Source organism: Rhodococcus sp. JVH1 (assembly GCF_000280725.2).
GTDB lineage: Bacteria > Actinomycetota > Actinomycetes > Mycobacteriales > Mycobacteriaceae > Rhodococcus_F > Rhodococcus_F jostii_A.
The window spans coordinates 1,047,777-1,071,210 of the sequence record NZ_CP166290.1 but is presented as its reverse complement, the minus strand read 5'-3'; the positions used below and the strand labels follow the sequence as shown (position 1 = coordinate 1,071,210).

The 23,434-nt window shown below is 64.4% G+C and carries 20 protein-coding genes and 1 pseudogene; 12 read left to right on the top strand and 9 right to left on the bottom strand.

Translation table 11 applies throughout. From position 1 onward, the window contains the following. Window positions 1–29: 29 nt before the first annotated feature. From JVH1_RS42560 to JVH1_RS42550, 3 genes are read right to left on the bottom strand one after another with little or no spacing between them, the layout of a single operon-like run. On the bottom strand, window positions 30–1,202 hold the full coding sequence (locus tag JVH1_RS42560; RefSeq protein ID WP_051033832.1) for an FAD-dependent oxidoreductase: 1,173 nt from the start codon (window positions 1,200–1,202) through the stop codon (window positions 30–32). Continuing rightward, the gene (locus tag JVH1_RS42555; RefSeq protein WP_009480558.1) at window positions 1,199–1,390 is read right to left on the bottom strand and encodes a ferredoxin; all 192 of its coding nucleotides are present in this window, start codon (window positions 1,388–1,390) and stop codon (window positions 1,199–1,201) included. Before JVH1_RS42555 ends, JVH1_RS42560 begins: the two co-directional genes overlap by 4 nt. After that, the gene (locus JVH1_RS42550; RefSeq protein WP_009480557.1) at window positions 1,387–2,604 is read right to left on the bottom strand and encodes a cytochrome P450; all 1,218 of its coding nucleotides are present in this window, start codon (window positions 2,602–2,604) and stop codon (window positions 1,387–1,389) included. Before JVH1_RS42550 ends, JVH1_RS42555 begins: the two co-directional genes overlap by 4 nt. Window positions 2,605–2,831: 227 nt before the next feature. Here JVH1_RS42550 and JVH1_RS42545 point away from each other — a divergent pair, with 227 nt between their 5' ends. From JVH1_RS42545 to JVH1_RS42530, 4 genes are all read left to right on the top strand, one after another. Then, window positions 2,832–3,659: a mycofactocin-coupled SDR family oxidoreductase gene (locus tag JVH1_RS42545; protein ID WP_009480556.1), complete on the top strand. Its 828-nt coding sequence runs from the start codon at window positions 2,832–2,834 to the stop codon at window positions 3,657–3,659. A 9-nt stretch (window positions 3,660–3,668) separates the two neighbouring features. Beyond that, on the top strand, window positions 3,669–5,126 hold the full coding sequence (locus JVH1_RS42540) for an aldehyde dehydrogenase family protein (RefSeq protein WP_009480555.1): 1,458 nt from the start codon (window positions 3,669–3,671) through the stop codon (window positions 5,124–5,126). Between the two features lie 64 nt (window positions 5,127–5,190). Next, a complete protein-coding gene (locus JVH1_RS42535; protein WP_009480554.1) occupies window positions 5,191–5,631 on the top strand; it encodes a Zn-ribbon domain-containing OB-fold protein in 441 nt (146 codons plus the stop codon). After that, the gene (locus JVH1_RS42530) at window positions 5,628–6,812 is read left to right on the top strand and encodes a lipid-transfer protein (protein WP_043782825.1); all 1,185 of its coding nucleotides are present in this window, start codon (window positions 5,628–5,630) and stop codon (window positions 6,810–6,812) included. Before JVH1_RS42535 ends, JVH1_RS42530 begins: the two co-directional genes overlap by 4 nt. A gap of 161 nt (window positions 6,813–6,973) precedes the next feature. Here the strand turns inward: JVH1_RS42530 and JVH1_RS42525 are convergent, their stop codons facing one another. The 3 genes from JVH1_RS42525 to JVH1_RS42515 are packed head-to-tail and all read right to left on the bottom strand — an operon-like array spanning window position 6,974 to window position 9,953. Continuing rightward, window positions 6,974–7,981 (bottom strand): acyl-CoA dehydrogenase family protein, encoded by a 1,008-nt coding sequence (locus tag JVH1_RS42525; RefSeq protein ID WP_009480552.1) that lies wholly within the window; start codon window positions 7,979–7,981, stop codon window positions 6,974–6,976. 1 nt (window position 7,982) lies between these two features. Further along, a complete protein-coding gene (locus tag JVH1_RS42520; RefSeq protein WP_009480551.1) occupies window positions 7,983–9,119 on the bottom strand; it encodes an acyl-CoA dehydrogenase family protein in 1,137 nt (378 codons plus the stop codon). Window positions 9,120–9,179: 60 nt separating this feature from the next. Next, complete coding sequence (locus tag JVH1_RS42515) at window positions 9,180–9,953, bottom strand: hypothetical protein (RefSeq protein ID WP_043782823.1); 774 nt, start codon at window positions 9,951–9,953, stop codon at window positions 9,180–9,182. 271 nt (window positions 9,954–10,224) lie between these two features. On the opposite strand from JVH1_RS42515, the gene JVH1_RS42510 reads away from it, so the two are divergent. From JVH1_RS42510 to JVH1_RS42475, 8 genes are all read left to right on the top strand, one after another. After that, complete coding sequence (locus JVH1_RS42510; RefSeq protein WP_009480549.1) at window positions 10,225–11,388, top strand: thiolase family protein; 1,164 nt, start codon at window positions 10,225–10,227, stop codon at window positions 11,386–11,388. Window positions 11,389–11,660: 272 nt separating this feature from the next. Next, window positions 11,661–13,601, top strand: coding sequence for an NAD(P)/FAD-dependent oxidoreductase (locus JVH1_RS42505; protein WP_009480548.1), 1,941 nt, complete (start codon window positions 11,661–11,663; stop codon window positions 13,599–13,601). Between the two features lie 144 nt (window positions 13,602–13,745). Beyond that, window positions 13,746–15,581, top strand: a complete 1,836-nt coding sequence (locus JVH1_RS42500) for a long-chain fatty acid--CoA ligase (protein WP_009480547.1) — start codon at window positions 13,746–13,748, stop codon at window positions 15,579–15,581. Window positions 15,582–15,619: 38 nt separating this feature from the next. After that, complete coding sequence (locus JVH1_RS42495; protein WP_009480546.1) at window positions 15,620–16,792, top strand: hypothetical protein; 1,173 nt, start codon at window positions 15,620–15,622, stop codon at window positions 16,790–16,792. Further along, on the top strand, window positions 16,789–17,859 hold the full coding sequence (locus tag JVH1_RS42490) for a phosphotransferase family protein (RefSeq protein WP_009480545.1): 1,071 nt from the start codon (window positions 16,789–16,791) through the stop codon (window positions 17,857–17,859). Before JVH1_RS42495 ends, JVH1_RS42490 begins: the two co-directional genes overlap by 4 nt. Continuing rightward, entirely contained in the window at window positions 17,856–18,314 is a 459-nt protein-coding gene (locus tag JVH1_RS42485) for a hypothetical protein (protein ID WP_009480544.1), read from the top strand. The genes JVH1_RS42490 and JVH1_RS42485 overlap by 4 nt, the downstream gene beginning before the upstream one ends. 142 nt (window positions 18,315–18,456) lie before the next feature. After that, complete coding sequence (locus JVH1_RS42480) at window positions 18,457–19,950, top strand: carotenoid oxygenase family protein (RefSeq protein WP_009480543.1); 1,494 nt, start codon at window positions 18,457–18,459, stop codon at window positions 19,948–19,950. 152 nt (window positions 19,951–20,102) lie between these two features. Beyond that, window positions 20,103–20,756, top strand: a complete 654-nt coding sequence (locus JVH1_RS42475; protein WP_009480541.1) for a TetR/AcrR family transcriptional regulator — start codon at window positions 20,103–20,105, stop codon at window positions 20,754–20,756. A gap of 390 nt (window positions 20,757–21,146) precedes the next feature. Here JVH1_RS42475 and JVH1_RS42470 read toward each other — a convergent pair whose 3' ends face one another. From JVH1_RS42470 to JVH1_RS42460, 3 genes and pseudogenes are all read right to left on the bottom strand, one after another. Then, window positions 21,147–21,884, bottom strand: a complete 738-nt coding sequence (locus JVH1_RS42470; protein ID WP_371113180.1) for a mycofactocin-coupled SDR family oxidoreductase — start codon at window positions 21,882–21,884, stop codon at window positions 21,147–21,149. Continuing rightward, window positions 21,881–23,100 (bottom strand): IS3 family transposase gene (locus JVH1_RS42465; RefSeq protein ID WP_085998427.1). Its coding sequence is split into 2 segments (ribosomal slippage): window positions 21,881–22,848 and window positions 22,848–23,100, totalling 1,221 coding nucleotides; the frame shifts between segments, so codons are not numbered across the junction. The genes JVH1_RS42470 and JVH1_RS42465 overlap by 4 nt, the downstream gene beginning before the upstream one ends. 66 nt (window positions 23,101–23,166) lie before the next feature. After that, window positions 23,167–23,295 (bottom strand): annotated as a pseudogene (locus JVH1_RS42460) (SDR family mycofactocin-dependent oxidoreductase); the annotation flags it as partial. Window positions 23,296–23,434: the final 139 nt, after the last annotated feature.

Genomic DNA, 23,434 nt, shown 5'->3' with positions numbered 1-23,434 from the left:
GAATGACGTCGACGCACCGACCCGCCCCGTCACGACAGCGCCACTGCTCCCTCGGCAATCAGCCTCTGTCGGCCAATGATCAGCGCGCGCCTGTGTCCGATGCCGATGACGCCTACGAGGCGCTCGTCCCGGTAGCTGTGGACGACGACGTCGCTGTCGACCTTGCCGACCGCCACCTCATGGCGGTCGGCGAGTCCGGGAACACCGTAGGCCTGGATGCGCAGTCCGACTTGGTCACTCCAGAAGCTCGGCACCGGTCGGAACTCCCCGGGCTCCCCCAGCAGTGTGCGGGCGGCCTGGTTGCCGGTATCGGTGGCCATGGACCAGTGCTCGATTCGGCGTGGCACGTCGTCGATCAGTGGATTGGGGAACCGGGCGACGTCTCCTACCGCAAACAACCGCTCGTGTCCGACGGCACGCAAGGAGTTGTCGCACAGTACGCCGTCGGACAGGTCGAGGCCGTTGCCGTCCAGCCATCCGGTCTCGGGTCGGCAACCAACTGCCTCGACGACGACGGGTGCGGTGAGCACGGTGCCGTCGTCGAGGTGGAGATTCTCGACGCGTTCCGTCCCTTCGCATGCGGTCGGCATTCGACCGAGCAGGAACCGGACGCCATTCGCTTCGTGGCGGCGTCGCATCGCCGCGCCTAGTTCCTCGCCCAGCACCCGGATCATCGGCTCGGTTTCCGGCGCGACGATCGTGACGTCACATCCCAGGGCTCTGGCAGCGGATGCGATTTCACATCCGATGAAGCTTGCTCCCAGGATCACCACCGTTCCGTGATCGCGCAGTTCGGGGGCGAGCGCACGCGCGTCGTCATAGGTGCGGACGACGTGTCGGCCCTTCGCCGGTCCGGGAAGGTCGAGGCGCCGCGGGGTGAGGCCCGTCGCCGCCACGAGGACGTCGAAGGTCTCGATATCCGAGTCGTCGAGTTCGACGCGGCCCGCGTCGAGGTCGGCAGACACGGCGCGAACGCCGAGTCGCCACGTGACGTCGTCGCCCAGATCGTGTGGAAATTGGAAATCGGTGAGTTCGGCGTTCTCGCCGAGTGCCGACTTCGAGAGCGGCGGGCGGTTGTAGGGTGCGTGCGCCTCGTCTCCGATGACGGTCAGCGAACCTGCGAAGCCGTGTCTGCGGAGTGCCTCGGCGGTGCGTAAGCCGGCCAGCGAGGCTCCGACCACGACGATCTTTTCCACGTTCACCCGTCCTGCAGTGTGATGGCCTGGACGGGGCAGGCGCCGACAGCCGCCTTCAGTGCTTCACTCCTGGTGGGGTCTGGAGATTCCACCCACTCGAGTTCGCCGTCATCGGTGATGTCGAAAAGGTCCGGGGCGGCGAACACACACTGGCCGTGGTACTCGCACCGGTCCATGTTCACGAGGACCTTCATCGTGCACCGCCGGCTGTGCGACGGATCGGCAGAGACTTTAGCTGGTTGGCGAAGATGTTGGCCCCTCGTACCGCCTCACCGGCGAGCTCGAACTTGAGCCCTCGTGCGAAGACTTCCTCGAGGAAGAGCCGTACCTCGAGGCGTGCGACGTGGTTTCCCATGCAGTGATGGACACCGCCCCCGCCAAATGCCATGTGCATGTTCGGGCTTCGGGTGGGATCGAAGCGGTGCGGTTCTGGGAAGACCTTGGGATCGCGGTTTCCCGCGGTGTACCAGAGGACGACCTCGTCGCCCTTCCGAATTCGGCAACCGCTCAGTTCTACGTCCTCCGTTGCTGTACGAGAGAAATAGTTGACCGGGGTGACGAATCGCAAGAGTTCCTCGACTGCGCCGCTCGAGCCGCCGTCGGCCACCGCGGCTTGCAACTGATCGGCGATCTCGGGATGCTTGATCATGGCGAGCATCGTCTGCCCGAGGAGGGTGTGGGTGGTCTCGTAGCCCGCGAGCACCAGGAGGGCGATGTACTTGACGTATTCCTGGTCGGTGAGCAGCTCACCGTTCTCGTCGCGTGCGTCGATGAGGGACGTCACCATGTCGTCTCCCGGATACAAACGCTTGTGATCGCGTAGCTCGACGACATACTGCGCAAGACGCTCCTGAGCGCGCACGTGCCGCTCCGGACCGTCAGGGGCGTCGATCGCGAAGATGTCGTTCGCGCAGTCGACGATCAATTCGCGATCCTTCTCCTCGTCGATCCCGAGAATCGACGCGATCACCAATCCCGGAATGCGCGCAGCGACGACGCTGATGAAGTCGAACGATTCGGTCTCGGGGATTTCGTCAAGGATCTGAACCACGACGTCCCGGATCCACGTGTTGAACTTGCTGACGACCCGCGGAGTGAAGCTCTTCGACACCATCCTGCGCAGGCGCGTGTGGTCCGGAGGATCCATCAACAGCAGCATGCCCCGCTGCGAGTCGAGCACCTCCGGAGCCGGGCGAGGATAGAAGCTGCCCTGCTCGACAGTGAACCTGTCGTGATCCTTCGACACCGCCGCGATCTCGTCGTAGCCGGTCAGTGCCCAATAACCCCCGGTCGGCGGCTCGACCCACGAGATGCCACCGTGCTCTCGGAGCAGGTCGAAGGCCTCGTGCGGCACGCCGGGTACCCAGGTCTGTGGATCGGTGAGACTTGTCGCTGACAAATCCGACATGTCATCTCCTCAATGTTCGCGCGCTGCCGACCTGATGCCAGAAACGCAAATTTTGAACCAAGGGTCTCAATATTGAGTGACAGCTCTCACAGTGTCAAGCAGCGCCAACCGTCACTCTTGCAGGCATCCATTGACCACGCGACGGGTGTCCTTTAGCTTTATGACATAGCGAGTCTCAACAATTCACGTTCGCGTTTCTACGTCGCGGAACAGTCGAAGGAGATCCCATGGGTCGTGTAGAAGGCAAGGTCGCTCTCATCTCGGGAGTCGCACGAGGGCAGGGTCGGTCACATGCCCTGCGGCTCGCCGAGGAAGGGGCCGACATCATCGGGTTCGACGTGTGCGCGAACAACGATGTGGTCGCGTACCCCCTGGCCACCGAGGACGATCTCAAGGAGACCGGGCGCCTGATCGAAAAGTTCGGTCGCAAGTCGTATCTGCGCAAGGCCGACGTCCGCGATATCGACGCCGTCAAAGCGGTCATCGAGGGCGGCGTCGCGGAGTTCGGACGCCTCGACATCGTCTTGGCCAATGCCGGGATCATGCCGACGATCGGTGACGAGTGTCTGCTGGACTCGGCGTACTACCAGTCGATCGACGTCATGCTCAACGGCGTGTACAACACGGTCTACCCCGCTATCCCCCACATCAAAGCAGGCGATCGCGGCGGTGCAGTCGTCATCACCAGTTCCACCGCAGGACTCAAGGGCACCGGAGACGGCACCTCGGGTGTGCTCGGCTACGTGGCCGCCAAGCATGGAGTCGTCGGACTGATGCGGGCCTGGGCCAACGCACATGCCGCCGACCGCATCCGCATCAACACCGTGCATCCGGCCGGCGTGAACACCCCGATGATCCTCAACCAGGCGTTCACCGACTACGTCGAGTCACATCCCGAGATCCTGGACAATGTGAAGAATCCGTTGCCGACCATCGACGGTCTGATCGACGCAAACGACGTGAGCAATCTGGTGCTGCACCTCGTCTCCGACGAAGGCCGGTTCACCACCGGCGCCACCATGACAGTCGACGCCGGATTCACGAACAAGATCTGAGAGGCACAGATGACCACCACCATCGGCTCCGAAGCCACCGCCTCCCACCTCGACGTGCGCAGTCCGGTCGACGGCTCCACCGTCGCCACGGTGGCGGCCACGACGCCCACCGAGGTTGTCGACATCGCCGCCCGACTGCGCGCCGCCCAACCGGAATGGCACGCGATCGGCCCCCGCGGCCGCGCGGAATGGGTGCGGAAATGGCGCGACTGGATCGCCGCCAACACCGAACGCCTCGTGGCCATGATCCAACAGGAGACGGGCAAGGCGTACGGCGATGCCATCTCCGAACCCGGTTACTCGCTGCTGGTCGCCAGCTACTGGATCGACCATGCGGAAACCCTTCTGGCCGAGGAACATCCGGAATCAACCATCCCCACACAGCGACTGATCGTCGAGCACGCGCCCTACCCGTTGGTCGGCGTCATCTCGCCGTGGAACTGGCCTCTCACGATGCCGATGCTCGACATCCCGGCAGCGCTCATGGCCGGCTCGGCCGTGCTCTCGAAGCCGTCGGAACTCACCCCACTGACGTGGAACGAAGTCGTCCGCGCCTGGAGAGAAGAAATCGGCGCTCCCGACGTCCTCGCCTGCGTAAACGGTGGCGGCAACATCGGCGTCGCGGTAGTCGACACGGTCGACATGATCCAGTTCACCGGCTCGGTGCGCACGGGGCGTCTCGTTGCGGCTCGGGCCGGCGAACGGCTGATCCCCTGCGGCCTCGAACTCGGCGGTAAAGATCCGATGGTGGTGCTGGCGGACGCCGACGTCGAGCGCGCCGCCAATGCGGCGGTCTGGGGTGCCTGCGTCAACGGCGGTCAGGGCTGCAGCGCGATCGAGCGGGTGTATGTGGAGGGCCCGATCTACGACCGGTTCGTCGAACTCGTCACCGAGAAGACCCGCGCCCTGCGACTCGGCACCGATACCGAGTCGCCGTTCACCGTCGATGTCGGCGCGATGTCGAGTGAGGCGCAGCTGCGGATCGTCGAAGACCACGTCGAGCAGGCCGTCGCTGCCGGCGCCCGGGTTCTGACGGGCGGCAAGCGCGCCGACGGCGACGGTTGGTACTACGAGCCCACTGTGCTGGTCGATGTCGACCACTCGATGGCGGTCATGCGGGACGAGACGTTCGGTCCCGTCGTGCCGATCATGAATGTGGCCGACGTGGACGAGGCGATGCGGCTCGCGAACGACTCCGAATTCGGGCTCTGCGGGAGCATCTGGACCGGCGACCGCGAGCGGGGAATCGCCCTCGGACGCCAACTTGAAGTCGGTGCACTCTGCGTGAACGACGCCTGTGTCACTAACTTTCAGCTCGCCCTGCCCTCGGGTGGATGGAAATCCTCCGGCGTCGGGGCTCGCTTCGGTGGGGCCGAGGGAATCCGCAAGTACACCCGCCCCCGCGCCATCCTGAGCAATCTCGCCGAACCGGCCACCGAGCCGCACTGGTACCCGTTCGGAGGCTGATCCGTGGCCGCCCGCGCTGTCGGGCGGCCACGTGATTCCTACTCCCCCACCCCGAAGGACACCCATGTCCCAACCCATGACCCGGTCGGCCCGCGAAGACTGGTTCGCCCCCGAGGGACCGCACCTGCTGGGCGCCACCTGCACCACCTGCGGATCCATCTTCTTCCCACCGCAGATCGGCTTCTGCCGCAACCCGGCGTGTGACGGTGAGAACTTCGACCGCACGCCCCTGAGCCGGAGCGGCACCGTGTGGTCGTTCACCGTCAACCACTACAAGCCCCCGGCGCCGTATGTCAGTCCAGAACCGTTCACGCCCTACACCGTGGTTGCGGTCGAACTCCATACCGAGGGCATGGTCGTCCTCGGACAGCTCAGCCCCGACAGCCCGAGAATCGCTGTCGGTGACCGCGTGCATCTGGTGTCCGAAGTGCTCGTCCGCACCGACGATGAGGAACAACTCGTGTGGCGCTGGGCCCTCGATCAGGAAGGACGTGAGGTCGCATGAGCGATGTGGCAGTGCTCGGGGTGGGTATGCACCCGTGGGGCAAGTTCGGAAAGAGTTTCATCGAATACGGGCGTGTGGCGGCACGCGCCGCGCTCGCCGACGCCGGAATCGACTGGTCCGAGGTCCAGATGGTCGCCGGTGCCAATACCTGGCGCGGCGGATACCCGGGACTCGTGTCCGGTTCCACCTTCGCTCAGGCACTCGGGTGGAACGGCGCCCGCATAAGTAGCTCGTTCGCGGCCTGCGCCTCGGGATCTCAGGCAGTCAATGCCGCTCGAACGCATATCCTTTCGGGACTCTGCGATGTCGCTCTCGTCGTCGGTGCAGACACGACGCCGAAGGGGTTCTTCGGTCCGTCGGGTAGCGACGAGAACGACCCGGACTGGCTCCGTTTCCGCCTTCTCGGCGCCACCAACCCGACCTACTTCGGGCTCTACGCGCAGCGTCGGGTCGCCCGGTACGGCGCCACCCCGGAGGACTTCGCCCGGGTGAAGGCTAAGAACAGCCGGCACGGCATCAGCAACCCGAATGCCCGCTTTCGCAAGATCGTGACGGAGGAAGAAGTACTGGCGTCCCCGTACGTCTCGGAGCCTCTTCACCTGCTCGATGTCTGCGCGACCAGTGATGGCGCAGCCGCGATGGTGCTGACGAGTGTCGAGTATGCGAGGCGCAAATCGGCGGGCAACCCCGTTCGCATCAAGGCGGTCTCGACCAACACCCCCGTGTACCCGAACGATCTCATCGAGATGCCCAATTTCGCCACCGATTCCACGGTGAAGGTGTCTGCACCCGAACTCGGCTTCCGCCGATCGATCGCCGCCCACGCGTATGCGGAGGCGGGACTAGGTCCCGACGATGTGGATCTCGCCGAGGTGTACGACCTGTCGACCGCGCTCGAACTCGACTGGTATGAGGACATCGGACTGTGCGCGCCGGGCGAGGCCGAAAAGCTACTACTCGACGGCGCCACCGAGCTCGGTGGCCGCGTTCCGGTCAACGCGAGCGGCGGGCTCGCAAGCTTCGGCGAGGCGGTACCTGCCCAGGCGATCGCTCAGATGTGTGAGTTGACCACTCAGCTGCGCGGCGACGCCGGCGAGCGTCAGGTCGACGGTGCACGCGTGGGCATCTCGGTCAACCAGGGTCTGTTCGGCCACGGGTCCGCAGCCATCCTCGCTCGCTAGTTTTGATCCTCCTCGTACGGCGCGAAGAGGCTGTACGAGGAGGATCAAGTCACATCCTCTCGACACCAACGAGATCCGCCCGGCGCACACAGGCGGCCGGGCGGATCTCGTTGTTCGTTCTAGGCTAGTCCTTCTTCACGCGCGGGTGCCACGGGCAACCGTCACACCCCGACACCGAGCACCATGTCGGCAACCCGATCGCGATGGTGATCTACGCTGCCCCACGCGTTCAGCAGGCTCCAGGTCCGCATCAGGTGAAGGTGGAGATCGGCTTCCATCGTGTATCCGATCGCTCCGTGGCACTGCAATGCGGCTTTGGCGGTGATGCGTCCCGCTTCGCCGGCCAGCGCCTTGGCCATCGAGCACAGTCGCGGAGCGTCGGGTGACGAGGCGCTCATGGCCATTGCGGCGGCATCGACCACGGGGCGAGCGAATTCGACGGCGATGTACGCGTTGGCCAAATGATGCTTCACGGCCTGGAAGCTGCCGATCGACACGCCGAACTGGGTGCGCATCGTGTCGTAGGTGACGGTAGCGTCGATCATCGACGACGCAAGGCCCAGGAGAAATGATGCGGTGCCGAGTGCCGCGCGATCTTCGGCTCGGGCAACCGCCGCCGCGACCTGTGGGCCGGAGGCAAGAACCGTGGTTTCGCCGAGAGCTTCGTCCGGCAATGTGGCCACCTGCCGTGATTTGTCGAATGCCGCGGCGGCGGGGGTCTCGGACTGCGCGTCGAGCGCTACCCTGTGAATGGTGTCGCCGCGCAGGAAGAGTGCGGAATCGGACATCGCGGCGTACGGGACGACAGAACCGGCCGTCGCGGTCACGAGCTGTCCTTCGTCGAGCACAGTCTCGAGCACGCTCGGAGCGAGTTCGGCGAGCAGCGGGACGGCCACCGCCGCGTGTTCGACAAGGGGGCCGGGCGCCGCTGCTCTGCCCAGCTCGTCCAGGGCAGCGGTAAGTTCACGCTCGCTACCACCTCCGCCCAGTTCCTCGGGCGCAAGTAAGGTGGGAAATCCAGTGGCCACTAGCGCTTCCCACACGGCTGGACGCTCCACGGCGTCGAGTTCCCACGCCTCCCGGACGTCGGCCGGTTTGCTCGAGCGCGATACGACGGCGGCGACAGAGTCGCGGAACATCCTCTGTTCTTCGGTCTGAGCGAAGCGCATGTCAACCCCTCGGTAAGCCGAGCACACGTTCGGCGATGATGTTGCGTTGGATTTCGTTGGTACCGGCAAAGATCGGCGTCGCCATCGAGGTGATGAAACCGTGGGACCACGGATCCTCGAGCTCCGCGCCTTCGGCGAGGAGGTCGAGCGCGGTCTCGTGCATGTGCACGTCCATCTCGGACCAAAACACCTTGTTGGCGCTCGATTCGGCCCCGATCTTGCCACCGTCCGCCAGCGTGGTGACCGTGCGCATCGCCATCAGCTTGTATGCTTCCGCGGCCATCCACGCATCGACGACTTCACGGCGCGCGGACGGCGACGCGCCCGGCGTGCCACGGTAGAGGTCGACGAGTCGATTCGCCGCTGCGGAGAATCGTCCGGGCGATCGAAGAACCAGGCCACGCTCGGACCCCGTGGTCGCCATTGCGACCTTCCACCCGTTGCCAGCTCCACCGAGGACGTCCGAATCCGGGACGAAGGCCCCGTCGAACGTCACCTCGCCGAAGCCGGTCTCACCCCCGAGCTTCTGCACAGGGCGGACGGACACCCCCGGCGCTGTCAGGTCAATCAGCAGGTACGACAGACCCCGATGCCGGGTCGACCCCGGTTCGGTGCGCACGATGGCGAACAGTTTGTCGCAGAACGCGGCGCGGGTACTCCAGATCTTCCGGCCGTAGACACGCCATCCGCCCCCATCTTCGTCACGCTCCGCGTAGGTACGCACTCCGGCCAGGTCGCTACCTGCTTCCGGTTCGGACCAGCCCTGCGCCCACATGTCCTCCACTCCGGCGATCCTCGGCAGCAATTCGTGTTTCTGCTGTTCGGTTCCGAATTCGAAGAGCGACGGCGCGAGGAGGAAGATGCCGTTCTGCGCCGCGCGGGGACCGAGCCCGGCCGCGAAGTACTCCTCCTCGAAGATCATCCACTCCCACAGGCCGAGTCCGCGACCGCCGTATTCCTTCGGCCAGGACACGACTGACCATTCGGCGTCGAACAGCGTGCGCTCCCAGGCGCGGTTCTGCGCGAACCCCTCCGGAGTGTCGGGTGAGGGCAAAGGTTCGGATGGTTTGTTGGCATGTAACCATTTTCGAGCTTCGAGGCGGAAGGCCTCGTCCTCGGGTGATTCGAAGAAGTCCACGCAACCGACCATATGGCATGGCAGACCGGAAATCCAGAGGTTTTGATACTTTATGTCTCTCTATTTTGGGGAAGGCTCGATCTCCTGAAATTCGAACGGGGTGCCGCTCGTGAACGAGGTGTCGACGTGAAGCACCCACTGCCCCTCATGGTTTTCGCTGCGCGTGAATGGTGTTCCTCGCACCTCGAGGTCGAGCGCGAACTGTTCTAGTCCGCGGACCGCGAGAACGACGGCATGCGGTCCCGGCCCCCACTTCCCCGCAAAGTCGGCGAGGTCGGAGTCCGCACTCGTCGGCTGAGCCAGCTCGATCCCAGCGCTTGCGCCGATCCCGAAGGTATAGCGAGCACGCCGAGCGACGGTATCGGTGACGAGGCCGGACGGGGTGAGCAGAAGATTCGCGTCCAGCGCGCGCACCGCCTCGTCCAGGTCCGCCACAAGGAACCGCCGGGCGGCCACCCGCACGATCGTGCCAGGGGCATAAGAGTCGAAGTCCGCGGGATCGGCGTATTCGGTCGGCAGTCCGGCGAGGTCCGGCGAGATCACCTCCGCGAGGAGGCCGCCGTCCACGGTCGGGTCGTATCCGAGCGGATCGTCGTCGGTGACCCCGATCCAGACACGCGGCGAGGGGAAGTCGTTTCCCGCCGGCGAGACCCGGTGACGCACTCCGCGCCGCTCCAGGTTCGTGATGACAGATTCGACGTCGCCGGCGAACACTGTCGCGTGGGTCCGAACAGGCCGGGGTAGTTGAGCGGACATGCGCTCCTCGAGGTGGTCGCCCGGTTCGGTCCGAGGCCGCGGGCCGATCACTTCGATGCGGGTCGGCGATACCTTCATCGATGGGTGCGCACGCATCCACACGGCCCGGAAACCATGCCCGGGCGGTTCGGAGAACGCCGAAGGGCGAGGCGTCGGCAGACCAAGCGAAGCGACGAGCTGTTGAGACGATCCGTCTGGATCGTCAGTGACCAAATCCGCGGAGACCAATGCGTCGTACATGAGCGTGAACCTCGAAACGTCGGTGAGAGAGGTTGCCAGAAGGCAGACAGTGAACGTACGTTCCGAACTAGTTGTACCTCACTAATCCCCTTCGTCGCGAGGAGTCGCCATGTCCGACGCCGTCATCCTGTCCGCCTGCCGTACTGCGATCGGCACCTCATTCAAAGGCGCGCTGCGGGACACCCCTGCCACCGAATTGTCAGTTCCTGTCGTGACCGAGGCGGTTCTCCGATCGGGGATCGCCCCGGAATCGTTCGACGACATCGTTCTCGCGGAGTCGCTTTACGGCGGGGGCGTCCTCGCCCGATACACCGCCCTCGAGGTGGGAATGCGTAACGTTCCCGGTGTGGCGGTGAACCGCCACTGCGCGGGCGGGCTGACAAGCGTGATGGTCTCGGCCGCAAACCTCCGCGGCGGCTTCGACGAGGCGATAGTCGCCGGCGGCGTGCAGTCGTCATCCACCGCTCCGGGTCTGGTGCAGCGCCTGGACGGCACCGTCGAGTGGCGGTCGGAGTCGCACCGCCCGACCTCGGACGCACCCGCGCACGACATGTCGATCACGGTCGGCTGGAACGCAGCTCGCCAAGCCGGCATCCGCCGCGAGGATATGGACGCCTGGGCCTACCGGTCCCACGTCCGCGCCGTCGCGGCAACGAGCGCAGGCCAGTTCACGGACGAGATCGTCCCACTGAAGATCACAACCTCAGACGGCTCGATCTCGACATTCGACGTCGACGAGCACCCTCGATCGAACACCAGCGTCGAACGGCTCGCCGGCCTGCGCGTTCTGCACCCAGAGATCGAAGGTTTCTCCATCACTGCGGGAAATTCGAGCGGGATCAACGACGCTGCCGCAGCCGTGACGGTCGCGAGTTCTGACCTGGCGAGTCGACTTGGCCTGACCCCACTTGCGGTGGTGCGGGGATGGGCGGCCGTCGGTGTCGAGCCCGGCGAGACCGGTACCGCCGCCGTTGCCGCGATTCGCAAAGCCTTGCAGCGCACGAGCTTGTCGCCCGGGGAGATCGACCTGTGGGAGATCAACGAGGCTTTCGCGTCGGTGCCGATCGCGGCGGTTCGGGCCCTCGATCTCGACGAAGACCGTGTCAATCCATGGGGCAGCGGCTGTTCGCTCGGGCATCCGGTCGCCGCATCCGGAACCCGCATGCTCACCACCCTGTCACACGAATTGGCACGTCGCGGCAGAGGCATCGCGGTCGCCGCGATGTGCGCGGGCGGCGGCATGGCGGCGGCAGTGATCATCGAAGCCATCTGAACCGAGAACAGACCTGCGAACCCTTAGAACGATCGTTCGCAGGGTCCGCAGACGATCGAAACACCCCTTGGCCTTCGCCGGTAGGCCCGTGCAATCGCGTCAGAATCGTTCTTGACGGTAACTCCCACCTGACCTATATTGAGACGCATAAGCTCTTTATTGGTCTCGACGACCGCACGGCATGCGGAACCTTCCACCCATAGGCATCACGGGGTTCCAAGTAACGGCTGACGCTCGTCCGACCCATCGACCACTTAATGAAGGAGTCCCTCGTGTCGGAATCCGTGCTCACCGGAACCCCCGCGACCCTGGCGACCGTCGAGGATCACCAGTTGCGCCTCGCACTCGAAGACGCGAACCTGCCGACGCTGATGCTCGTTCTCGCCCACCTGACCGGTGACACCAAGTGGCTTCACGAGCCGTACACCCCGCGCAAGGGCAATCCACTGGACGACAACGATTCCGCCGGGCTCCCGGCTGAACTCGGTGACGAGGTTCGCGCCGCGGCGTACGACGCCGTGACGGCCGTCCGCGAGGGCCGGCTCGTTCCCGGAGACCTGACCCCAGAACAGGTCGCGGAGTATCTCGAGATCGCACTGGGCGAGGAAGTTCCGCGTTCGTACGGTCCACTGCTGTCTGAAGAACTGGGGCTGCTCAGCCGGGACGTCGACGTCCACGAGCCGCCGTCCGGATTCTCGGCCCTCGTGGTCGGCACCGGCATGTCCGGTCTGTGTGCTGCCATCAAACTCCAGGAGGCCGGCATCGACTACACGGTCATCGAGAAGGACCCGGACGTGGGCGGCGCCTGGTTGGAGAACGTTTACCCCGGCTGCGGCGTCGACACACCGAGTCACCTGTACTCGTTCTCGTTCGATCCCAACACCCGATGGTCGCGGTACTTCGCCAAACGTGACGAGTTGCACTCATACTTCGCGCGGCTCACCGACGAGAACGACCTGCGAAAGAACATCCGCTTCAACACCGAAGTCCTCGGTGCCGTATTCGACGAAGAGTCCAACCTGTGGCGGGTGACCATACGTAATCCCGACTCGTCGATCGAGGAACTGACGACCACGGTACTGATCACTGCGGTCGGGATGGTCAACCGTCCCTCCATACCGGCACTTGCCGGCCTCGACACGTTCGACGGTCCGACACTGCACACCGCGGCGTGGGACCAGAGCGTCGAGATCGCCGGAAAACGCGTCGCCGTTGTCGGCACGGGGGCCAGTGCCATGCAGTTGGTCCCCTCGATCGCGGACGAGGCAGAACGCGTACTCGTATTTCAGCGGTCGAAGCAGTGGGCGCTGCCGCACCCCAACTACCAACGGGATGTCTCCGAGGGCGTCCGCCATCTCATGGATCACGTTCCGTATTACTCGGGCTGGTACCGTCTGCGCGCGTTCTGGAACTTCAGCGACCGACTGCACGCCGATCTCCAGATCGACCCCACCTGGGAACACCCGGAACGAGCGATCAACGCGGCCAACGACCGGCACCGCATCTTCCTGACGAAGTACATCACAGACCAGTTGGGCGACCGCACGGACCTGATCGACGCGTGCGTGCCTGATTACCCCCCGTACTCGAAGCGAGCCCTTCTCGACAACGGGTGGTTCGCGACCATGACCCGCGATGACGTCGACCTGATCACCGACGCCGTGGCCGAGATCCGCGAGCACAGCCTCGTGACGCGCGGCGGTGAGGAGTACGACGCGGACGTGATCGTCTTCGCCACCGGTTTCAAGATCCTTCAATTCCTGGCTCCCATGGAGATCATCGGGAAGGGCGGTGTCGTCCTGCGTGAACAATGGGGAGACGACGACGCTCGCGCCTATCTGGGCATCACGGTGCCGAACTTCCCAAACCTCTTCGTCCTCAACGGCCCCAACACTAACGCCGGCCACGGCGGCAGTGCCGTGATCGCGGCCGAGTTCCAGGTGCGTTACATCATGCAGGCCATCGACCACCTCGTTACGCACGACGTAGGCAGCGTGGAAATCCGTCAGGAGCCGTACGAGCAGTACAACCGTGAACTCGATGATGCGCTCGGCCACAGCATCTGGGCACACCACGGCACGACGACCTACCACCGCAACGCCGCGGGCCGGGTCGTGGTGAGCAGTCCGTGGAAATATCTCGACTACTGGAAGCGGACTCTGAACTTCGACCCCAGCGAGTACGAAGAGAGGCCTGCACCGACCTCGGTCTGAAGCCTCGACGACTATCGCGCCCTCGGACTTGTGACCTGGCGCACATCTATGGCATTTTTGAGAAGACCAGTACAAATATCATCACACTCAGCAGCGATACGAACCATGGCGCACCAGCCGGACAGTCAGGAGGACTCACCCACCATGAGTGCAGCAACCGTCGGTGCGAGCGCCGATCCCGCCACCGCAAGCGTCATCGCTCCAGTCGAGTCGCCGACTTTGGCCGCAGCGTTCCAGCGCACCGTGGAACTCCACGGAGACCGACCCGGGCTCCGGACGATTGGTGGTGACGTGGAGTTGACGTGGGGGGAGGTCGGCAGTCGGGTCAAGGCGATCGCCGGGGGGCTGTCGTCGCTCGGGCTCCGCAAAGGGGACACCATCGCGTTCCTCGCCACGAATTCGGTCGAGAACCACCTCGTCGATTACGCCGCCGTCCACGTCGGCGCGCTCCCATTCGGAATTTTCAACAGTTCCTCCCCCGAGCAGATCGCCTACCAGGTCGGCAACGCCGAGGCACGCATCATCGTCGTCGAACAGCAATTCCTCGCCAAAACCCGGGTCGCGATCGCGGAGCTCGGCCGCCTCGTCGAACATGTAGTCCTCCTCGACGGTGATCCCGCTGAGGGCACCCTGCCGCTCGCCGAGCTCGAAACGCTCGTCGATCCGGGGTTCGACTTCGAGACCAGCTGGCGGAGCCTCACGGCTGACGACCTGGAATGCATCATCTACACCTCAGGCACCACCGGACCGCCGAAGGCGGTGCAATGGTCGAACCGCACGGTGATGTCGCAGCTGCGTGCACTCGACGCCGCACTCCCCCTGCCGAAGAAGGCGCTCATCTCCTTCCTCCCCATGGCACACGCCGGAGGACGGATCAACGGCCCGCACACGGCCGTCGTCTACGGAGCCACGATCACCGCCTGCCCGGTCATGAACGACGTACCGAAGGCACTCGTCGACGCGCACCCCGACGTCCTGTTCTCCTCGCCCAGACTCTTCGAGAAGCTGCAGGTCGCCATCGAATCGCTCATCGAGTCCGAGAGCGACCCAGACCTGCGCGACCGGATCCGGAAGGCGATCGAACTGGGCCTGCAGATCGCACGCGCGGAAGAGGCCGGCACGGAGGCAACCATCGAGATGACGCCGGACCTGCTCGACGAGCGGGCGGCTGGCCTGAACCTCTTCGCGCCAGTCCTGCATCGGCTGGGGCTCGACAAGGTCAACGTCGCCATCATCGGTGGCGCGCCGGTGGCCGCCGAAGTCGTCCACTTCTTCCGCGCCGTCGGCGTTCCCATGCTCGAGGCATACGGCGCCACCGAGACGTCACTCAACATCTTCAACCGGATCGACGATTTCAAGACGGGAACCGCGGGCAAGCCGCTGCCCGGCGTCGAAGTGATACTCGGTCCCGACGGCGAGATCCTCTGCCGTTCGGACCTCAACATGGTCGGGTACCGCAACAACCCCGAGCAGAATGCCGCCACCATCGATTCCGACGGCTGGGTGCGTACCGGCGACATCGCCGAACTCGACGACGACGGCTTCGTGAAGATCGTCGACCGCAAGAAAGAAATCATCATCAACTCGGCAGGCAAGAACATGTCGCCGGCCAACATCGAGATGGCGATCCTCGGCGAGAGCTCCCTGATCGGCCAGGTCGTCGCGATCGGCGACGGCCGCAAGTACGTCACCGCACTCATCACTCTCGACCTGGACGCCGTGCCGACCGCAGCAGCCAGGCTCGGCCTCACCGGTATGCCGCTCGAGGACATCGTGCGCTCGCCGGACCTTCGGGCCGAGATCCAGCGCGCGGTCGACCGCGGAAACACGCACCTCAACAGCAACGAACAGATCAAAAACTTCGTGCTTTTGCCCGGAGCGTGGGCCCCCGACAGCGAAGAACTCACACCGACCGCCAAGCTTCGACGCCGCGTCATCTATCAGAAGTACGCGGAGCAGATCGACTCCCTCTACGCCTGACCGGCCTCACGCTCTCCCTATACGGACAAGGACTGACCATGCTGAGCCCCTATGACGAGCTCCCCATCCACCAGACGCCGCACCCGGTGTCCATCGTCTCCAACACTGATCCATCCTTCGACGACGGCTACTACTTCGGGGTGTTCTCACCCGAGGCCAAGGTATTCGTGTTCCAGGGCATGCGCATCAATCCGAACACCGACGTCGTCGGCGGGTACGTCGGCATCAATCGTGACGGGAAGCAGCGAACGGTGCGCTTCAGCCGCACCTGGCGCGAGTTGAGCAAGACCGAGATCGGACCATATTCGATCGAGGTCATCGAACCTTTCCGAGAAATCCGCCTCAAACTCGACGAGAACGACTCGGGAATCTCGTTCGACCTCCGCTGGTACGGGTCCTCTCCTGCCTTCGAAGAAGCACATCACTGGGCGGTCAACCGTGGCCGGCCGACGACCGATCAGACGCGGTACTCGCAGAGCGGTGAACCGCGGGGCTGGATCCAGATCGACGGCGATCGATGGGAGGTCGAACCCGGTGCCTGGTATGCGAGCCGCGATCACTCATGGGGGCTCTACCACGAGCGCGCACCCATGGCTCCTGACCCGAAGTGGCTGCCACCCCGCAACCCGGGTGGCATCCCCCGTGCACTGCGCTTCTGGACCATCTTCGGCGCCGGCGAGCTGTCGGGCTTCTACGGTTTCCACGAGGATGCCAAGGGACGCCAGGTAAAGATGAACGACACCTTCGGCACACCGTTCGAGGGTCAGCTCACGATCGGCTGGGACGACGAAGTGATCGACCTGGTCGGCGGCACGCGGGAACTTGAATTTGTTCCGGGCACAAGGCTTCTCGCTCGGGCGACCATTACCCTGGAGGATTCCGAAGGCGGCAAGTGGGTCCAGGAGATCGATCCCGTGAGCCCGCCGTGGGTGGCCAACACCATGGGCTACGACGCCGGCAGTTGGCGTGACGGCGGCTCGCTGCGCACCTACCACGGTCCGGGCGTCTCGCTCGAATGGGACGAGTTCGACTTCTCGAAGCAGCCGTTCGACCACGAACTCTACGACGGAACGGTCCGCAAGGACCTCATCGGCCGTGAGTACCTCTCGGTCATCACAACCACGGCCCCCGATGGACGCAGCTGGACCGGGGCCGGACAGACGGAGTTGTTCCTCGACGGCCCGTACGAGCCGTACGGATTCACGTCATGACTGCGTACGAGCAGACGCTCGACGACGTCGCGTTCGTCGATGCCTGGTTCCGGCACCGTAAGGACCGCATCGGTTCGGACGTCCAAGATATCTCGGTGGTCTCGGTCGAGCGCCTGACACGCGGTGTCAGTCGACAAACGTGGTCGCTCGATGCACTTGTCGACGGGACACCGCGGTGCTTCATCGTCCGTCGCGATCACGAGACCGGAGCGGTCATCCCAACGTTGCTGACCACGGAGTACGAGGTCTACCGGGGGCTGAACGACGCGCCGGTTCCGACCGCACGCGCCCTGTGGTTCGAGGACGACCCGCAGTGGCAGCCCGACCACCGTGCGGCCTACGTGCGGGAGAAGATCGCCGGCGATTGGTACCTGCCCTTCATCGCCGACGGGTCTCCCGAGCACGACGAGCGACGCATCGCTGCGTCCAAGGAACACCTGACGCAGCTCGCGCGACTGCACACGGCAGACTGGCAGTCACTGGGCTTCGGCGAAGTGTTCGCCGTACCAAAGTCTCCTGCCGATTGCGCCGCGAACCTGATCCGCGACAATCTACGCCGACTCGCGGAGTACCAGTTCGAGCCGAGCCCGGTGCTCGCCGAGGGTGTCGCCCAGCTACTCGAGAGCGCACCGCGAGATGTCCCGCGGATCAGCCTGTGCAAGGGGACGAACGGGCACGGCGAGGAGGTGTGGGCCGACGGCCGGATCGTCGCGATGTCCGACTGGGAGCTCGCGTGCCTCGGGGATCCCGCGTACGACTTTGCGCAACTTCAGGAGATGGTGCCGGAGATCGTCCGCGACGGGCGCGAGGTGTGGGGCTGGGACCAGGCACTGGAGTTCTACCGGGAGCAGTCTGGAATCGATGTCAGCCTGGAGAGGATCCACTACTACCGGGCCGTCAACGGACTCCTACAGTTCCTGTACACCCACCACTCCGGTTCCCAGGTGAAGCAACTCGGCGTCACCGATCTGCGTTTCGTCTGGACGGCGTGGGAGAACTCGTTCCGCAGCAACATCCGCCTCGCTCAGGAGTACGGATTCGAACCCGAAGGATCGGCGATCAAATGATCTACCCCGGAGTCGACGAGGCGCTACGCGCCATCATCCATACCGTCGAGGACGAGATCGCACCTCACGTCGAGGACGACCTCGCGCAGAGCCGCTGCCGCACAGTCGCGCAGATGCTGCGCTCGGTGCAGGTACGTGTACGCGAGGAGACGCAGGCACTCGCCGCAGACAACGCCGAATTGCGCGAGCTGTTCGCCGAGTGGTCCGGCACCCTCCCCGCCGATGTCGCCCCGCAGGTAGCAGCGGCGCTCGCCGATCCCGCTCCGGCCGTGTATCCATCGCTGACGGACCTCCAAGCGGACGCTGTGCGATTGCGTCAGGCCCTCGTGCACGTCATCGAGGCCGTGCCGGACTCCGGCGACCCGATCCGCAAGACGGCGCGCGACTACCTGCGACGCCAGCTCGGCAGGGAGAAGGCGTGGATGCAGGACGCATTCACCGGCCCCCGCCGCTGAGCAGGCATTACAGCGATTTGTGAACGATCGTTTCCACAAGTGACCACGCTGGTATACGCTGATGTGAGCGCTACTGGTACCCCGTGCCGCGAACGACTATTTCCGCCATCGCGCCACGGCCCCCGAGTTCGAGGAGAGACCCGTGGGTTATCCGATTCCCACCGATGCCCGGTTCAAGGGCCCGTTCCAACCGATGCGGTTCGAGGCAACCGTCGAGGAGTGCATTGTCACTCACGGCGAGATTCCCAAGGATATTGCCGGCGGTTTCTACCGGACCGGACCGACCTGGAAGCGTCCGACCAAGCAAGGCACCGACGGCCTGCTGTCCATGGATGGCATGGTGCAGGGCCTCGTCATCGAGAACGGCAACGCAACCTTCCGCAACCGCTGGATCCGCACCCCGAAGTATGTGCTCGAAGAGCAGCACGGCAAGGGCATGTTCGCATGGACCGACGGCGACTGGCACGACTGGCGCAACTTCGGCCTCGGTGACGTCGTCCGAGACATGTGCACAACGGGCGTGCCGCAGGGCACCAACAACATCAACATCTTTCCGTTCCAGGGCAAAATGGTCGCCACCGCGGACTCCGTCGGCGCGCCGATCGCGATCGACCCGATCACTCTCGACACCATCGGGATCGTGCCGTGGTCGACCCAGCTGTCGGCGGGCATCCATGAGAAGGCTGCGTTCGGGGACGCCGGGTTCACCGCACATCCGAAATGGGACCCGGAGACCGGCGAACTGTACGGCTGGGCCTATCGTGATCGCCAGCCGTACGTCACGCTGCACTTCGTCAACCCCGACGGCACGGTTCGCTCACGTGACATCACCGATGCTCCCTACAACACTGTGGCGCACGATATCTGGCTCACTCCGGAGCACGTCGTCATGCCCTTCCAGCCCTTCCTCGTCGACAAGCAGCGAATTCTCCAGGACAAGAGCGTCTACGCCTGGGAACCCGACCTGCCGATCGTCCTGGCGCTCATTCCGCGCTGTGACATCAACGGCCCCATCAAGTGGGTCACGATGGACGTCGAGCCGCAGTACGTCATGCACACCATGTCGGGGAACATGACGGGTAGTCGACTGACATTGGATGCGCCGATCTTCAACCGCCCGCCCTTCCCGTTCGAGCAGGACTTCGCGGACGGCGACGACGTCGCCCTGTTCTTCAGCATCGCCAAGAGTCACCTCGGCCGCTGGACGGTCGATCTCGAGACCGGTGCCACGAAGTCAGAGCAGCTTTCCGACCGACCGTCCGAACTGCCCAAGGTCGACGAACGGTTCTACGGCAAGGGCTACCGATGGGGCTACCAGGTCGGTGGCCGGGTCAAGCGCAGCGGCATGTCGATGAACAGCCTCGTGATCACCGACATGCACACGCTGCAGGATCAGGAATACCAGATTCGTCACGAGCAGCCGGCGGGCGTGCTCGAGGCCACGTTCGTCCCCCGCACCCTGGATGCACCCGAAGGAGACGGTTACATCATCGTTCCCGTTTCGTGGTGGGCAGAAAACCGCGGTGAATACCTCATCTTCGACACGCACGACATCACGAAGGGGCCGATCACCCGCATCGACATCCCGTTCCGTCTCGGCTGGACCGCACACGGACATTGGATGGACTTCCGCTGACGGCGATCGCCCCGGTTCTCGCCCGTGGGAGCCGGGGCGATCTCCTCAAACCCGAAGGGAAAGCAGGCGGTTACCGGCACTTCTTCATGATTTGCCACCGAGTATGCGATTATTGAGACGACCCAGCTCTCCGACCGCGAGGGACCCGCGCCATGACCGACCACACCACGGACTCGACCGTTCTCAGCACCAACGGATCCGGGTCTGACGAGCCGGTCCGTCGTGGACCGGGCCGTCCACGACGCAGCATATCCATGTCGGACGTCGCCGACGTCGCCGTCCAACTGTTCTCCGAGGGCGGCTATGACGCCGTCTCGATCGAGGCCGCCGCCGAACGCCTCTCCGTCTCCCGCGCCACCCTCTACCGCACCGTTTCCACCAAGGACGACCTGCTCGGCATCGTTCTCGAACGCCTCACCCGCGAATTGAGTGAAGGCGCCACCGAACTCATGGAATCCACCGACGATCCCGAAGAGGCCCTCCTCGGACTCCTTCGTCTACAGATCGACGCGGCAATCAAGACCCGCCGCTACCTCGCCGTGCTCTTCGGAGGCGTCGGCCTCGCACCGGAAGCCTACGCACGCTGGCAGGAGTGGAGCCGCGACTACGAGGCACTCTGGACCACCGCTGTCACCCGCGCCATGAAGGCCGACGTTCTGCAGTGGTCCGACCCCCGCATCACCACCCGACTCCTCCTGGGCATGGCCATCTGGGTCTCCCGCTGGTTCCGGCCCACCGAAGGTTTCACCGCCGATGAAATCGCTGAAGCCGCGGTGCAACTCATCTCTTCCCACCGCGTCAGCTGATGCATCCGAGTGCGGACCGCACGATGTCGGTTTGATAAGCGACCGTACAACCGACATCAAATCGCCCGGTACACCTGGCGGAGGGGCCAGTTCGCGAGGCTACGCCGAGGATGATCGACATCAATGTCGCGGTCTCGTCGCCACGAATGGACCACACCGCGGGACGACGAACGAATCACCAAAGTCGTGCACACGCTCGGACCCGTATTTGAGTTCGCACACTACGGATCCCGAGCCAGGCAAGTACCCACCGACCCGGGATGTAGAAACCCGAAACTGCGCCAGGCGTGCCCACTATTTGCTCGTGGAAAAAGAACGCCGGCTTCCCGTTCTCGACGAAACCGGTCATCATCCTTGTGTTCCGCACTGCGGGCCGAAAAGCGATGCACGTCAGAGTGCGCCACCAGCATCCACGAGGTGGGTGGTACCGGTCACCGCCCTTCCGCTGTTACCGACCAGGTACAAAACTGCGGCGGAAATGTCCGACGACTCCGTCAAAGGCATAGGAAGGGCGTTCAATGTGGCCGCCGCCTGCATGAAGTCGTCTCGGGTCGGCGCCTCCAGGTCGGGCCGGAACAGTCGATACGTTGCGTCGTTCAGAACCATCTCGGTCGCCACGGTGGTCGGGTGGATGGTGTTGACGCGGATACCGTCCGGCGCGAGCTCTTTTGCAAGCACACGCATGAATCCCACAAGGCCCGACTTGGCCGCCGAGTAGTGCGCGATATTTGCGTTCGGGCGTAGGGCCGCCAATGAGCTCGTGATGACGACCGAGCCACCTCGCCCGCCGGCGACGATGTGGGGCACAGCAGCGCGGACGGTCTTCCACACGCCGGTGAGATTGACGTCTATCATCGTCGACCACATGTTCTCCGTCATCGTGAGCGTTGGCGCCGGAGCCGAGATGCCTGCGTTGGCCAACACGATGTCCAGCCGACCGAATAGCGCTATCCCACGTTCCACCACCGACTCCAGACCGGCGAGATCGCGCACATCCACTTGCTCTGCGAGAATTCGCCTGCCGAGTTGTTCGACCTGGCGGACTGTCTCGGCGAGATCGTTCTCCGTGGCCGCAGGATATGGAACGGTGTCTGAGGTTGCCCCTCGGGAGTGGACACCGGATTTCATGCGGCGACTGACAGCGTAGACGACGCGATGAGTCGTTGTTCGAACTCCACTGGGGTGAGGTATCCGAGGGCGGAGTGACGGCGACGTCGATTGAAGTACGAGAGCCACTCGAACAACTCCAGCCGTGCCTGCGACTTCGACGTCCAACTCCGTCCGTGCAGCCACTCCCTCTTGAGTCCTTGGAAGAACGACTCGGCGAGAGCATTATCGTAACTTGACCCGACCCGTCCTCGACTTTGCTGAATCCCATGACGGCGGCATACATCGACGAAAGCTGCTGCGGTGTACTGTGATCCGCGGTCGCTGTGGAAGATAACGCCACCGACGTCACCACCGCGGGTGCGCACCGCCATCTCGATCGCGTCCGTGACGAGATCGGTGCGCATGTGGTCAGCGATCGACCAGCCCACCACCCGGCGTGAGAAGATGTCGATCACCGTGGCCAAGAACAACCACGAGGATCCCACCGGGATGTAGGTTATGTCCCCACACCACTTGGTATCGACAGCCGTAGCGGTGAAGTCTCGCATCACCAGATCCGGCACCGACGGAGCCGACTTGTCCGCGATGGTCGTGCGCTTGCTGCGGCGCAGGTGCCTGCCCACCACGTGGTGGATTCGCATCAGCCGGGTCACCCGTTTGCGGTTGATCCTGCGCCCGCGGGAGCGGAGTTCGGCGTGAACCCGCGGAGCGCCGTAGGCGCTCCGGTGCTCGGTATGGATTGCGCGGATCTCGGCGACTGTCGCGGCTTCCTCGGCCTGGCGCTCGACACGGGCCGGCTCCGTGATCAGGTGCTTGTAGTAGGCGGAACGGGAGGTCCCGAGCACCCGGCACAGCCGCTGCACGCCGAACTCGGCGCGATGGTCGGAGATGAAGTCCCAGCGGCGGGTCTTCACTTCACCTCCTTTGCGAAATACGCGGCTGCCCGGCGCAGAATCTCGCGTTCGAGCTGCCATTCCTTTTCCGCACCGCGCAGCCGCGCATTCTCCGCGCGCAGCCGCGCGAGCTCGTCCGCCTCGGTCCCGTCGGCGCCGGTACTGCGGTCCTGCGAGCGCGCGTTACGGGCGGTGTCCTTGCGGACCCACGTCCGTAGCGTTTCGCCACTGACGCCCACATCCGCGGCCACCGCCGCGTACGTGCGTTTGCCGTCGGCCGCGCGATACAACGCGACCGCGTCTTTCCGGAATTCCTCCGTGTACAGAGACTGGCGTCCCACCTCGACATCCCTCCTGGCTCTCCTAGAACCATTGTCCGGGGTGTCCACTCAAAGGGTGCAGCCTCAGTCGATCTGCTGGCAGGCGTCGACCGCGATGATGTCGGCCCCCTCGCTCGCGAGAGCGATCGCATGGCTCCGCCCCTGTCCGCGCGCGGCACCGGTCACGAATGCAACCATTCCATCCAATTGCCCCATGGTGTGAGTTTCCTTTCCACATGCACTGGTGATAGCAAATGCCACACCGGCCGGTTGGCCGGAGAACGATCTCGTTGGCACTTTCCAATCCGGCTGAGCTGACGATCTAGACGGGCCGCCAAGGCTGTGCTGACACGAT

Coding starts and splice junctions, on each gene's coding strand:
- JVH1_RS42555 (WP_009480558.1), bottom strand. CDS start 1,390: ATGAAGGTCCTCGTGAACATGGACCGGTGCGAGTACCACGGCCAGTGT.
- JVH1_RS42550 (WP_009480557.1), bottom strand. CDS start 2,604: ATGTCGGATTTGTCAGCGACAAGTCTCACCGATCCACAGACCTGGGTA.
- JVH1_RS42545 (WP_009480556.1), top strand. CDS start 2,832: ATGGGTCGTGTAGAAGGCAAGGTCGCTCTCATCTCGGGAGTCGCACGA.
- JVH1_RS42540 (WP_009480555.1), top strand. CDS start 3,669: ATGACCACCACCATCGGCTCCGAAGCCACCGCCTCCCACCTCGACGTG.
- JVH1_RS42535 (WP_009480554.1), top strand. CDS start 5,191: ATGTCCCAACCCATGACCCGGTCGGCCCGCGAAGACTGGTTCGCCCCC.
- JVH1_RS42530 (WP_043782825.1), top strand. CDS start 5,628: ATGAGCGATGTGGCAGTGCTCGGGGTGGGTATGCACCCGTGGGGCAAG.
- JVH1_RS42525 (WP_009480552.1), bottom strand. CDS start 7,981: ATGCGCTTCGCTCAGACCGAAGAACAGAGGATGTTCCGCGACTCTGTC.
- JVH1_RS42515 (WP_043782823.1), bottom strand. CDS start 9,953: ATGAAGGTATCGCCGACCCGCATCGAAGTGATCGGCCCGCGGCCTCGG.
- JVH1_RS42510 (WP_009480549.1), top strand. CDS start 10,225: ATGTCCGACGCCGTCATCCTGTCCGCCTGCCGTACTGCGATCGGCACC.
- JVH1_RS42500 (WP_009480547.1), top strand. CDS start 13,746: ATGAGTGCAGCAACCGTCGGTGCGAGCGCCGATCCCGCCACCGCAAGC.
- JVH1_RS42495 (WP_009480546.1), top strand. CDS start 15,620: ATGCTGAGCCCCTATGACGAGCTCCCCATCCACCAGACGCCGCACCCG.
- JVH1_RS42490 (WP_009480545.1), top strand. CDS start 16,789: ATGACTGCGTACGAGCAGACGCTCGACGACGTCGCGTTCGTCGATGCC.
- JVH1_RS42485 (WP_009480544.1), top strand. CDS start 17,856: ATGATCTACCCCGGAGTCGACGAGGCGCTACGCGCCATCATCCATACC.
- JVH1_RS42475 (WP_009480541.1), top strand. CDS start 20,103: ATGACCGACCACACCACGGACTCGACCGTTCTCAGCACCAACGGATCC.
- JVH1_RS42470 (WP_371113180.1), bottom strand. CDS start 21,884: ATGAAATCCGGTGTCCACTCCCGAGGGGCAACCTCAGACACCGTTCCA.